The sequence below is a fragment of the Methanosarcina hadiensis genome (assembly GCF_046529725.1).
GTDB classification, from domain to species: Archaea; Halobacteriota; Methanosarcinia; order Methanosarcinales; family Methanosarcinaceae; genus Methanosarcina; species Methanosarcina hadiensis.
Genome location: NZ_CP136241.1, coordinates 2,062,785 through 2,076,365 on the forward strand (window position 1 = coordinate 2,062,785; position 13,581 = coordinate 2,076,365).

Sequence of the window (13,581 nt, forward strand, 5' to 3'; positions counted from 1 at the left end):
TATTTCAATCCACACACCCGCGAAGGGTGCGACTAGAATCAGTATCACAATAAGCGACTTTAAAAATTTCAATCCACACACCCGCGAAGGGTGCGACCATCTCAAGAAGGTGATCCGATCACACCAGATCTCATTTCAATCCACACACCCGCGAAGGGTGCGACCAGTTGCTTTTTGCAACAGGACCTCATCACAGTAATTTCAATCCACACACCCGCGAAGGGTGCGACAACGTAGTTGTTTATTTTAACGAAATGCTTAGAATTTCAATCCACACACCCGCGAAGGGTGCGACATCACGGTTTTTAACCATAACCGGAGCAACAGATTTCAATCCACACACCCGCGAAGGGTGCGACGAGAGCTTTTGCCTTTCCTTACTTCATACTTACCGATTTCAATCCACACACCCGCGAAGGGTGCGACCCTCCGAGGGTGCCTGTGTAGGCTGTAAATACAAATTTCAATCCACACACCCGCGAAGGGTGCGACGCCCTGCAGATACAAGAGCTTGAGCTTAAAATTAAGATTTCAATCCACACACCCGCGAAGGGTGCGACATCTCAAGCTCTTCAGGTTGTGGGTTTAAGCTGATTTCAATCCACACACCCGCGAAGGGTGCGACTTTTTCCTCGTTTATGATGAAGAATACGTCACTCAATTTCAATCCACACACCCGCGAAGGGTGCGACTCATCTTGATGATGATTTCAAGACCTTCAAGATTATTTCAATCCACACACCCGCGAAGGGTGCGACGGCCTTGCTCTGAGTTGAGCGGCATTTTTAGCGGTATTTCAATCCACACACCCGCGAAGGGTGCGACCTCCTGTAATTGTGTTTATTACTCCTGCAAGCGCAATTTCAATCCACACACCCGCGAAGGGTGCGACGGCATGTCCTCGGTTAAGAGGATCGCATATTTTTATTTCAATCCACACACCCGCGAAGGGTGCGACAAGAGGGTTAACTGATGTGTTACGGCCCATATGAAATTTCAATCCACACACCCGCGAAGGGTGCGACGCTCTGCTGCTGCTATTCTTAGATTGTTAATATCATTTCAATCCACACACCCGCGAAGGGTGCGACTTGATGAAAAATATGACTGAGAAACGGATTTTCCAATTTCAATCCACACACCCGCGAAGGGTGCGACTTGTGGTTTCAGCGAGTCCATATTGAGTACCGATTTCAATCCACACACCCGCGAAGGGTGCGACTAACATACTCACCTTCAGAGAATGGTATCCTGAAAATTTCAATCCACACACCCGCGAAGGGTGCGACCTGCAATAGCAGATTCTAATTTCTTGTTTGAGTTATTTCAATCCACACACCCGCGAAGGGTGCGACTACAGGTAATCCCAACTCTAAAAAATATAGTATCTGATTTCAATCCACACACCCGCGAAGGGTGCGACTTAAACTATGAGCAAGAGGAAGGAAAGAGAGATATTTCAATCCACACACCCGCGAAGGGTGCGACTGATTTTTCAGGCAATCCTTTAAACTTTTATATAGATTTCAATCCACACACCCGCGAAGGGTGCGACTTTTGGTTTTATAACGTCTGGTAGTCTTGTAGATAATTTCAATCCACACACCCGCGAAGGGTGCGACTTTCAAGATACCATGTGAGAACTTCCTTTCTTGTTTATTTCAATCCACACACCCGCGAAGGGTGCGACATTTTAAGATAAATAAAAGTGAGAATATAATAATTTCAATCCACACACCCGCGAAGGGTGCGACTTTACAGCTTCAATGTCGTAGATGTCATAATATGATTTCAATCCACACACCCGCGAAGGGTGCGACCGCTGGTGTTTGTCAAGACTGCGCAAATGATACAATTTCAATCCACACACCCGCGAAGGGTGCGACACATGTTGCCGGGAAAAAGGTAAAAGAAAAAAGAGAATTTCAATCCACACACCCGCGAAGGGTGCGACCTTGCCCTTGATATGAAAGCTCAGGAGATTACACAATTTCAATCCACACACCCGCGAAGGGTGCGACGATCAGTTTTTTCAAGAAGCTTATAGGGTTTCAGGATTTCAATCCACACACCCGCGAAGGGTGCGACAAGATATATATCATGTATCACATAGTTGTCGGGGGATTTCAATCCACACACCCGCGAAGGGTGCGACGTTCAATTGTGGGGATTTCGATTGATGAGCAGAAAATTTCAATCCACACACCCGCGAAGGGTGCGACAGGTTAGAGGTAACATTTTCGAGGGCAAGAAGAATTTCAATCCACACACCCGCGAAGGGTGCGACATGCAAGTTCATACATTGCATTAGCGGCATCAGTTATTTCAATCCACACACCCGCGAAGGGTGCGACACTTATGTTTGAAAAATCTAGAGTGGATTGTCTGATTTCAATCCACACACCCGCGAAGGGTGCGACTCCATTTCATCTACAAGCTCCTGAGATATTGCAGATTTCAATCCACACACCCGCGAAGGGTGCGACCGCGGACACCTTTGCGCTTACAGCCCTTCGTTGAATTTCAATCCACACACCCGCGAAGGGTGCGACGATCCGGTGCAGGTGACGATAGAAGGTATACAAATAATTTCAATCCACACACCCGCGAAGGGTGCGACTATAGGTGAAAGTCTGGCCCACTAAAGCCACATGTATTTCAATCCACACACCCGCGAAGGGTGCGACGGTAAATTAATTAAGGTTATACCTCCACCATTTTGTATTTTATCTATCTTAAAAAATTTAAACTATTGAAGATAGAGATAAACCTTCGAAAAATTTAAATACTATGACCAGATTTCTCCTGCGAACCTCCCGGTAAATCGATGTTCACTATGGGTTCGCAGAAATTATGCAATTAAGAAACCTTCTGGATCATACCCCTTTTTCGCGCCAAAATGCTCCACACGATTTTTCCAGTTTTTACCCAGATAATAAAACCTGAGACTATCTTTATCTTCTTCCATAATATCACATAAAGAATGTTTGAGTTCTGCAAACTGAGCAGGGTCCACAAGGCACTCAAATACAGAGTTCTGAACCCTCTGACCATAATTTTCACACTCTTTTGCCACTTTTCTTAGCCTTGTTTTTCCACCTTCTGATTCTGTATTCACATCATAAGTTACCAGTACCATCACTATAAAACACCTCAATTCATAAAAAATGGCGGATAACCGTCAATGTCCCCCCTTAAATAGCGGGCCAGCAGCATTGCCTGCACATATGGGATCAGCCCTATCGGGATTTTTTCATTCAAATATGGGTGAGTAATCTGATCCAGTTTTCTCTTTTGCCAGGCTGCCAGTATATTTTTTCTTCCGTTTTCAGTCATGAGGACAGCCCCATTTTCCTTTTTAAGAAAATCTTTTCCATCAACCTGCTTGAGGTTAACCATACTCAATGCGAGGCGGTCAGCCATAAAAGGCCTGAGTTCCTCCATCATATCAAGCGCAAGACTGGGTCTTCCTGGACGGTCTGTATGGAAAAAACCAACATAAGGATCAAGTCCAACGGTTTCTAAAGCTGATTCAACATCATGGGCAAGCAGCGTATACAAAAAAGACAGCAAAGAATTCATATTATCAAGGGGAGGTCTCCTGTTTCTCTCAAATATAAAAAAACTGTCCTTTTGTTTAAGAATAAGTTCGTCCAGTGCATCAAAGTAAAATTTGGCACAATTTCCTTCAATGCCGCGAAGAGAATCCGAATTTAAACAGGAATCAATGCTCTTGAGGTTATCAATCAGTAAATCACTAACCGTACGAATCTTATCAATGTCAATTACATCCCTGTGGTCCCGGATGCCTCTTCCAAGAACAGTACGGCAGTTGACAATTTTTCCGATGATAAAACACTTGGCAAAATCAAGAGAATCTTCTTTACTATCTGCTTTTCGATATTGTGTACGACGTAGCAGAACATTTCCTCTAACTTTTCCATTTACACGCGCCAGAAATTTCCCATTTGGAGTCAAAAAAGATAATCCAACTCTATTGTCAGTACAGAGTTGCATTAGCTGAGGGCTGGCCCCCATATATGCAAAGCAGATTATGCCCTCAAGATTATGTATGGGAATACGAAATGTTTCAATATCCTTTACCTTGACAACAACGTTCTCCCCGTCTCTGAGAAGATAGGATTCGGGGGTTGTGACATATAATGTATTCAGCAGTTTTCTCATGGATGTAAACCCCTTTTACTAGCCTGAGGTTTGAATCGGTTAATACATCTAGAAAGATATTCTGGAAAATTTGATAATTTCAGACATCACTATTACATGCCTCATCCACATGATTTCTAACATATTTGCGGGCAGAAACAAACTTTTTCGTCAATTTCGGAACACAGACATCTACAAGAGAACAGTATCTGCAGTTTCGTGATTTTTCAGCAGACGGAGTAAGCTCTTTATTAAAGAGATGGTGCATCTCATCAGACAGAGAAATCACGAGATTTCTCAGCTCTTCGGTAATTTCAAGCTGAATTCTTCTCCGAATTTCATTATAGTAAAACTCAGCCGAATTTATGGTTACATTAAACATCTCTTCAAGGCACATTGCCTGTGCACAGAGCTGTACTTCGTCCCGCTTATCAATCTTCGGTTTGCCCCTTTTATACTCCACGGGATGCATTTTCCACAAACCTTCGTAATCCGGTAGAGAAATGCCATTTTCAGATCGGACATACTCAACAACATCTGCAACCCCGTAAAGCCCAAGTTGATGAGAAACCAGTGGAAATGCTCTTGACAACACAACATCACCTCTGCTTTCTTTGAGGAATGGATTATCCACACGCTCATGAAGAAAACGGCCTTCGGTTGTCTGAAGGTTTTCCTCCCACTGGCGTTCAATATGAATCAGGGCCCACTGGCGCTTGCAAAAATGGAAATGCTGTATGCCGGACAACGAGAGCAGCTCGTCTTCAGCATATTTCTTTTCGGTCATAATTTCTCAATCAGCTCAACACCGTTCGGCATGTCATCCGAGATTGTTACTTTATAATCCGCAAAAGAACGAGCAGGCATATCACGGGAAAGCCTCTCCACCTTAACTTTGTCAAACAGGGTATGGGACTGGCAGCATCCAAGTTCACTACTGTGTTTGAAAACAATAAGTTTTCTTGCAGATATTTTTCCCCTTGCTGCCGAATGGTCATGCTCGAACATATTTATCAGGCTATCCCAGAGCAGTTCCAGGTCATCTTCCTTAAATCCGGTCTTTTTAGCCAGATGAGCGGAAACGTATCCTTCTGCACGGTATAAGCCATAAGGCACAATCTGTTTTTTACCCATTGTCTGGCCTTTTTCAGCATCTTTTTCATTGGTAACGGCACATCGAGTAACTGTTATTTCCTGCTGAAAAATCGGGTCAATGCTGCGGGCAAAACTGAACTGTACAGGCCCTCTGACCTGACCGCAGTTGATCTCCGTTGTCATCACTGCACCGAACGTCCGAATGTCAAAAAAGTTCTGACACATGAATTTTGTCAGTTCCTCTTCTTTTGGTTTTTTGGAATCCGGGTTTATTCCAAGGTAATCATATGCCTTCTTATGCTGGTTATTGAGGACTGAACCGGATTTCACATATATGTCATAACCTGCATTTCCGCTTTTCATAAGATCAACATAATCTCTTACTTTCCTCTTGAGACAGACGTCAGTGACAATTCCGTTTCCGGTCTGGGGGTCAACCCTAGGCATATTACCCATATCAGGGTCGCCATTCGGGTTACCGTTCTCAACATCAAACAGCAGTACAAATTCGTATCGATTCTTGATGGTTTCACTCATAACGACATCTCCTCATTTGCTGCGACCTCTTTTTTCGTGAAAAAAGCCTTACGCTGGTGATAGTAACCAAGCATGAACATGCCCTGATCTTCAAGGTTCAGATATGCAGGGAACTCATTCACACCTGCCAGGATCTGTTCGATTAACTGGTTAGACCTGAAGCCCCACTCGGATTTCGCAATGTGGTGTTGTGCAAGTTTTAACAGCACAGGAAACACAACTGCGGGCGTTGACGAAGCGCTGCTAAAGTATTTGCTGTTGATGGTGCTCTTCATCTCTCTGTTCGTATCATTCTGTGCCTTTTCAAGAGCTGCAAATAACCTTCCAAGTCGATATGGCACATTTGAACTTTCCTCGTTTAAACTCATGGTAATCAAATCCTGATTTAAATTCGATAATCCCGTCCTGCTCAGTCTGAGCAAGTATGCTTTGATAAAACCAGCTCTGACAAAATTTATTGAGCCATCTACTTTCACACGGCTCAGGATTGCACTATATAATGAGATAGGATAGCCCGTATTGGTCAAGATCGAACGCATAATCAGGCCACCAAAGAGTGGCGAAATGGTTTTTTTATCTGAACTCTGAGGAACCGTCTCATTCAACAGGCGATGTACTGAAACGTATCGTGGACCATAATCATCTCTGATAACTTCCATGTCCAGATGGTGACGGGCAACTTTTTCAATCAAATTCCCAATACTGTCAACATACCAGAAACGTACTGCAAGCCGTGCATTATTAGGAGACAAACCAAGGATATAGAAACTCGTTTCTGGGTCTGTCCCAATGTCCTCTTGATTCACTTTTTTGCCGATTCGAACTTTATTGAGAATGTCCTCTATCTGTTTGGTTTTGTTTAGGTCCTGTACCCGAGAATACTCTACATTTTTTTTCTCTTTCGTATCCGGTTCAACAGGGTCAAAAAAGAATTTCGCAAGATCTTCACATGACTTTTCATGTGTTTCAGCCCAGAAAACAACTGTAGTATCAGCAATTCTTATCCTGTTGCCAGGACTTGAAAGAAGGTAATTCAGGGTAGTTGTATACCTGAACATCGCTGATTCGCTGATTGGAGAATTAAAACTCTGTTCTTTTCCATAAGAACAGAAAGCATCATTATTGAAACTGACAATGGAAGCGCCTGCCGATTGGGCCCCGACAACGCCCTTTATCTTTTGATGGATCTTGGATACCGGCTCCACTTTACCACTTATCAGGCACTGGGCAAATGTATTGCCAGTCTCATTCTGGGAGTAAGCTTCCCAGGCGTTTCTAACCGCACTGTTTTGATGCAAAAAACTCCCATTACACTCAAAAATACAGTTTCCACCAGCAAGAAGATCATCTTTATACTCTCTGGTCTTTGGATTTTCAAAGAAATCTTCTGGATTCCATCTGTCCAAAAAAGCAAGGAATCCCCGGACTCCGAGATCATTAAGACCATCCAATATACTATGATGAAGGGTTTTGAAAGCCTCAAAGCACTCTCTGGAACGCCGATGGACAAGAGTTACTTCTTTATCAGTCTCTTCTAATATCGTATGCTCAAGAGAATTCTCTTCAGACGAGGCAAAATTAAATTTTTTCTCAAATTCACTTCTTTTTACTTTTTCTACACCAAAAACATACTTTGCATTATCACAGACAAAATATGGAAAAACCCCGCTAGAACGGGATTTCTGGATAGGAACATCCATATCTTTGGGCTTTGGCTTTTTGTCATCACTTCTCAGTTCAACAATATGTGACAGAACGCCATCAAGGGAAATGACAAGGGCAAATGAGACCTTAGCATTACTATATCCCAGCTTTGGAATATTGACGTTTTCATCTCCTTCAAGAACATCGTAATGGCAGCAGAGTGATTGGATGATCATGAGACTCCCCCGTTAGACAGACATTTCTCAACATCAATAACTCCGTCTACCATACAGGCACGGAAAAAGACTGCTTTCATCTCGTCAGAAAAGTCAATATAATAAAGCATGAATCCAAGATCTTTTTCTCCTTCTTTTTTTCCATAATAATAAGACGTAGGAATTTCGCCCTCAATTAATTCAAACTGGACCGGAAACTCACGACAGCCAAAATAAGGGTGATGGAAACATTGTCCTTTTCTCATCCGCCGAAGTGCAATATTGTAATGTTTTTCGACGGTGTCATCAGGCCCTGCACGGTCTGTCATCTCAAAATGTGCCTCAATTACATAGCAGACATCACGCAGAACAAGGGACGCTCTTTGAACAGTATCCTCTGTTGAGTCCTGATATAGAGCAATATCACCTCCCTTAAAAGCAGTTTTTACGTTGCCTGCAAGTATTTTTCCCGGCCTTTCATTTCTGCGGATGTTGTCAAACTTGATCGGATTCAGGACATGAATTCTATCAATTTTCCAGAAAATCGCAGGTTTCCAATATATCGCTTCAAGAATTCCTCTTGCTGCTGAGGGAGTTATGATATCGTAACTCACGCGTTCAACTTTCATCTCCGGCCGCGTAAAACACGCATAGTCCCCCCATATTTTAAGCTTGATTCCAAATCCTATTCCAATCACCTCACTAAATAATAAACGGTTTTCACATATAACTCTTCGGTATATAGTAAAGAATAAAAGTTTTCCTTAAATAATAAACAATGAGTAATCATCATAATTCTGTTTTGGGTTCAAAAGTCCAATATTTTCAGAATAATAATTCTCTGCATCCTTTAAAACAAAAAATCTATCAGCTATCGAAGAAATCGTATTGCTTTTTTCGAGTGCCTTGAACTCTTCGACATAAATGTTTACTGTATACCCCTGTAGATTTCGAATATATCTCCCAGGAAATCCTGTTTGTTGAATATGTTTTATTATGGATCTTGCCTTGTCGTCATATGGAATAATGATATCTCGCGTATCATTATCAATAAGATTGAATGCATCAGCCACATCTTCAAATGGAAACGCAATCTCTCTCAATCTTTCTTCAAAAGAGGGAAGAATTTTCTTTTTATCAAGCCCGTCTCCTTCGTACGAATAAAGTTTCTCAAAATATCTGTTCACGGCAGGGAGTGATAAAGGATCATCCCATTCATCAAAGATCATTCTTCCAATCTCGGCAACCCGACTCTGCCAGTGCGTTGCCTTTCCATAATCTTCAGTAGATCGAAAAACATAAACTTCTCCAGAATCCAGTTTTCCTTCGCGATTACACCTTCCAGACGCCTGGCAGACGGAATCGACTCCGGATATTGCTCGGTACACAGCAGGAAAATCAATATCAACCCCAGCTTCAATCAGCTGGGTGGAAATGACACGGCATTCAGTACCTTCTTTCAGCAGATTTTTTATCTTCTTCAGTTTCATTCTTCTATGGACCGGACACATTCTTGCACTAAGGTGATAGCAACCTTCAGACTCAGAGAGTCGTTCATACAATTTTTGTGCGTGTTTTCGGGTGTTGACGATACACAAAACCTGCTTGTGCACGTTAAGTCTGGCTGAAAGATCAGAATCATCTATGTCTCCAAGGTCTGTCACATGGACTCGCCTGAATGCTTCGTACAGTTCTTGAGGAGAACGCATTATCTCAACAGGCTTGACATTCTTATCCAGAAGCCCATTAAGATTCGGCTGAGTTGCCGTACAGATAACGACTGTTGACCCATAATTGACTACCAGTTCAGAAAGAGCGGAAAGGCACGGTTTTAAAAAACCTGTAGGTAGCATCTGAGCTTCGTCAAGAATTATTACACTTTTTGCAAGATTATGCAGCTTGCGACATCGAGAAACTTTATTGGAAAAAAGAGATTCAAAAAACTGGACATTTGTTGTAACGATAATAGAAATGTCCCAGTTTTCCGATGAAAGTTTCAGTTTCTCCCGTGAAAGATCAGTGCTTTCAGATTTTTCATTTTTAGGTTCGTAATTGCTGTGGTGCTCAAGCACGTTTTTGTTTCCAAAAATTTCGCGAAATACATCTGCGTTCTGTTCTATAATGCTTGTATATGGTATGACATAGAGAATTCTGTTCAACTTGTATTTTCTCAAATGGTTCAGAGCAAATGCCATTGATGAGAGTGTTTTTCCTCCACCGGTAGGGACAGTCAAAGAAAAAATCTGCGGCGGCAATTCTGCCTTCTCTATACATTGTTCATAGATTTCTCTTCGATACCTGTTGATCGAGTTTTCTTCAGATGTTGAAAGTTTGGCTTTCATGTAGTTGTCAAATTTTAAAAAAAGCTCATCAAATGGCTCATATTGCCCTCTTAAAGAGAATTTGTCAGGTGAAAGAAATCGTTCAGTATCAAGAAAATCAGCATCAACAAGGCATGAGAAAAGCATACGGGTATAAAACGAAATTGCAAACCCCATCTTATTGTTAATGGGAGTAAGACCTGGGCGTAATTTGCTCAGGTCTGGAGCTGAAATCTCATTTTTGTATGCAGAATAGTCAGGTAAAAAAGGCCTTGATAAGCGTTCATCGAGTCCGCATTCTTTAGTCCCATAATTGAGTAGACCTCCGTGATGCCCAGTTATAATATATTCCAATATGCGGCTTTGAGCTCCATTATAAAGTTTTCTAGCCTCCTGTGCACCGGCAGTAGAGTGATCAACTCTTATATTTTTGCCATCCAAACGTCTCTGAAACTCATGTGAGTATTTCCCTACATCATGCAACAAACCCGCAGCGTATCCGAATTCAGCGGCATTGAATTCTTTGGAAAATTCTGAAGCAATGTTTGCCACATTTTCCAAGTGATCTTTTAAGGTTTGCCAGTCATACCTATCCTTTCTGTCTGTAGAATGGGCGTAATACATGATATTTCACTGTGATCTTTATGCCTCGATATTGCTTCTTACTGATACAGAAGCAGTCTGTATGCTCACTATAAATATCAAGAATGGAAAGTTAAAATCAGAAGCTATAAAGTAATTTTTTAAGGTCATCCATAGGAGAAAATACAGGCTTTCAACCAAGAAAGGAATATCTTTATACTGGAGAAAGCTTCAAATTGTTTAAAGACCTAGGAATTTGCCTCTTTTCTTTAACTTTCGTAATCCTATATTAAAATATTAAAGTAAGTTTCTCTTAAGATATTTAACAATTGAGTTTTTCTTTTTCATCAAATATTTATTTAAGAGTAAAGCTATAAATATGGCATTTTAAATGTTTCATATTTTATAGTATAAATTTATCAAAGAGACATCTAAATCAGCTGCGAGAATTGAAAAAAAGACAAACAAAACTTATCAAGCTACTAAGTTCAATCAATTGAAGTTTGTTTTTCAGAAGATTTTCATAAAGACCTGTTTAATACTTTGCAAAAATATACCTTCCCCTACTTTTATAAAGTAAAAAAACTCTTTTCTTCAACCAGGAGCCACTCCAGAATGATAATCGCAGGAATTGATGAAGCCGGAAAAGGTCCGGTAATCGGGCCCATGTGCATAGGAGGCGTAAAAATCAATGAGTCCAAAGCCCATATCCTCAAGGTGCTGGGAGTTGCGGACTCCAAGAAACTGACGCCGAAAAAAAGGGAGCAGCTGGCAGCCCAGATTAAAAAGCACGCAGATGGCTTTTTTGTTCTTGAGGTCAGCCCGTCTCAAATAGACGAACTCAGGAAAATAATGAGCATGAATGAGATTATGGTTGTCTGCTTTGCAAAAGTGCTTGAACAGCTGAAGCCGGATATTGTGTATGCCGATGCTGCTGATGTAAAAGCCGAACGTTTTGCCGAAAACCTGCTCAGGCAGTACGCAAAAACCAGCCCTGACCATGCAAAGAAAATAGAAATAATTTCCATGCACCAGGCAGATGCGATTTATCCGGTGGTCTCGGCAGCTTCGATTATTGCAAAGGTGCGCAGGGACGAGCTGATAGAAGAACTCAAAAAAGAATGGTGCACAGACTTTGGAAGCGGTTATCCTTCTGACCCCAAGACAAAGGAGTTCCTCTTGAAATGGGGGAAAGAGCACTGCGGAGAATTTCCTGAAATAGTCAGGCATTCCTGGCAGACTGTGGAAAACATAAAGCAAGAAATAGAAAAAACCGGAAAAGAGTAAAATTAGTTTTTCCAGAATCTTCAAGCCTTTTTTGAAACCTTTCTTTAAGCATTTCTTCAAGCCTTTCTTGAAACCTTCTTTAAGCCTTTTTTTATGTTATTTTCTTTTATTTCTAAAATAATAGATTTAAATTCTTTATAAATTCCCAAAAATATAGGAAGACTAATATCAGAGTATTCCAATATAAATAACTCAATTCTTTTACTTAATTCTTAAAACCAGCATTTTTTAAAGGATTTAATTGGAAAGGGGTTTATATATGTTCTCGTTAAACGAACAAAAAGCTATTGAACTCGGAGAATCCGGAGAAAAAGCGATAAGAGAGAAAAACGAATACGATGCACTTCAGTATATCGAGTACCTGCGGGAATTCGGAGAAGAACTGGTTGAAGCGAAACTGGAGACAGACCTGAAAAGGGTTATTATCTCAATACGGAACATAGGCAGTAAAGCTGTCCAGAAAAGGATGGACGCTGTCGCAACCAATGCAGTACAGGTCCTTAAAAGCCTTGCTGAACCTGCGCTTGAAAAGAATCTCTCAAACCCCATGTGGTCCTTCTCGAAGGCTGTACAGGAAATAGGAAAAGGAGCAGCCCAGTTCCAGATGATTGAGACTGCACAGAATTCTGTGGACGCACTTGAGGCCATAGGATCAGGTGCCGTTGAAAAGAAAATGGAGGTTGTAACTCTCTGGACCACAATGGCACTGGAAGAGATTGGCTATCTTGCAAACAGGCAGCAGCTCGAAGACCTAAGCAGCATGGCAAAAGCTGCAAGAGAGGAAATTATAAAGGCTTCCGAAGCCGAGAAGTTCGTTACAAGGGAACAGATTGAAAAATATCCCAAATTGATTGCACAGACAGTAGGCGAGTTCTCAGAGCTTCAGAACCTTCAACCTGCAGGTTATTCAGCCAGGCCCAATGAAGAATTTAAGGAAGAAGAGTTCTTCGAAGGAGAAGCAGAGGAAGACCAAAGTAAAGGCGAAGAAGGAAAACCCTGAGCCAGACCTTCCGAAAATAAAAAATAAAACTGCCAAAGGCTAGAAAAAAGTTCCAGGCTGTTTTAAGCAGCCATCTGTATTTTCGAGCAGTCTTAAACAGCCGTTTGTTTTCTTTTGAAGCTCCTTGAGATTTCCAGGAATCTTTCTATAATTTTTAATCCTTCCGGAGTAAGTACGGACTCAGGATGGAACTGAAGGCCATAAACAGGGTATTCTGTGTGCTCGACTGCCATAATGGTTCCGTCTTCTGCACGCGCAGTAACCTTTATTCCGGGAGCAGGCTCTCCAATCTCAAGCGAATGGTAGCGTCCGGCCTCAAACTGCTCTTTGAGCGTTGCAAAGAGAGCCGATTCCGTATGCATGATCTTCGAACTTTTCCCATGCACAGGCCCTACCTTACATCTTCTTACAGGCCCGCCGAATGCCACGTTGATTGCCTGATGCCCGAGGCAGACTCCGAGAAGAGGAATTTCCCTGCCCATTTCCCTGATTATCTCCAGGCAGTTTCCAATATCTCTCGGGTCAGAAGGGTTTCCCGGGCCTGGAGAAATTACCAGTGCATCAGGTTTTATTTCCTTAAGCTCTTCCAGAGTAACCGTATTTGGAAGAACGAGAGTATCTTTTTCGAAATATGAGATGTAATCAACCAGATTCCATACAAAAGAATCTTTGTTATTTATGAAGACTATTTTCATCTGAAAACTCTCCTGAGATATTATTTTGAAGTTTTTGTTCC

General features: G+C 41.8%; 10 protein-coding genes and 1 CRISPR repeat array (1 of these 11 cut by a window edge). Of the genes, 2 read left to right on the forward strand and 8 right to left on the reverse strand.

What is annotated here, in order from left to right; translation table 11 throughout:
* A CRISPR array of direct repeats spans window positions 1-2,687; the repeat unit is 32 nt; unit sequence ATTTCAATCCACACACCCGCGAAGGGTGCGAC; it begins 1,793 nt to the left of the window's first position.
* Window positions 2,688-2,851: 164 nt separating this feature from the next.
* From cas2 to cas3, 7 genes are all read right to left on the reverse strand, one after another.
* Entirely contained in the window at window positions 2,852-3,139 is a 288-nt protein-coding gene (gene cas2, locus RSJ42_RS08790) for a CRISPR-associated endonuclease Cas2 (protein WP_410510190.1), read from the reverse strand.
* 14 nt (window positions 3,140-3,153) lie between these two features.
* Window positions 3,154-4,185 carry a type I-C CRISPR-associated endonuclease Cas1c gene (gene cas1c / locus RSJ42_RS08795; RefSeq protein ID WP_410510191.1) on the reverse strand — a complete coding sequence of 344 codons (1,032 nt, stop codon included), beginning with the start codon at window positions 4,183-4,185 and terminating at the stop codon, window positions 3,154-3,156.
* Window positions 4,186-4,264: 79 nt separating this feature from the next.
* Window positions 4,265-4,951, reverse strand: coding sequence for a CRISPR-associated protein Cas4 (gene cas4 / locus RSJ42_RS08800; RefSeq protein ID WP_410510192.1), 687 nt, complete (start codon window positions 4,949-4,951; stop codon window positions 4,265-4,267).
* The gene (gene cas7c / locus RSJ42_RS08805; RefSeq protein ID WP_410510193.1) at window positions 4,948-5,796 is read right to left on the reverse strand and encodes a type I-C CRISPR-associated protein Cas7/Csd2; all 849 of its coding nucleotides are present in this window, start codon (window positions 5,794-5,796) and stop codon (window positions 4,948-4,950) included. Before cas7c ends, cas4 begins: the two co-directional genes overlap by 4 nt.
* Entirely contained in the window at window positions 5,793-7,676 is a 1,884-nt protein-coding gene (cas8c, locus tag RSJ42_RS08810; RefSeq protein ID WP_410510194.1) for a type I-C CRISPR-associated protein Cas8c/Csd1, read from the reverse strand. Before cas8c ends, cas7c begins: the two co-directional genes overlap by 4 nt.
* Complete coding sequence (cas5c, locus tag RSJ42_RS08815; protein WP_410510195.1) at window positions 7,673-8,353, reverse strand: type I-C CRISPR-associated protein Cas5c; 681 nt, start codon at window positions 8,351-8,353, stop codon at window positions 7,673-7,675. Before cas5c ends, cas8c begins: the two co-directional genes overlap by 4 nt.
* 66 nt (window positions 8,354-8,419) lie before the next feature.
* Window positions 8,420-10,528: a CRISPR-associated helicase Cas3' gene (cas3, locus tag RSJ42_RS08820; RefSeq protein ID WP_410510346.1), complete on the reverse strand. Its 2,109-nt coding sequence runs from the start codon at window positions 10,526-10,528 to the stop codon at window positions 8,420-8,422.
* Window positions 10,529-11,173: 645 nt separating this feature from the next.
* Between cas3 and rnhB the strand changes: the two genes are divergently transcribed.
* Window positions 11,174-11,845, forward strand: a complete 672-nt coding sequence (gene rnhB, locus RSJ42_RS08825; protein ID WP_410510196.1) for a ribonuclease HII — start codon at window positions 11,174-11,176, stop codon at window positions 11,843-11,845.
* A 259-nt stretch (window positions 11,846-12,104) separates the two neighbouring features.
* On the forward strand, window positions 12,105-12,845 hold the full coding sequence (locus RSJ42_RS08830) for a hypothetical protein (protein ID WP_410510197.1): 741 nt from the start codon (window positions 12,105-12,107) through the stop codon (window positions 12,843-12,845).
* 92 nt (window positions 12,846-12,937) lie between these two features.
* Here the strand turns inward: RSJ42_RS08830 and RSJ42_RS08835 are convergent, their stop codons facing one another.
* Window positions 12,938-13,540 (reverse strand): aminodeoxychorismate/anthranilate synthase component II, encoded by a 603-nt coding sequence (locus RSJ42_RS08835; RefSeq protein WP_410510198.1) that lies wholly within the window; start codon window positions 13,538-13,540, stop codon window positions 12,938-12,940.
* Window positions 13,541-13,581: the final 41 nt, after the last annotated feature.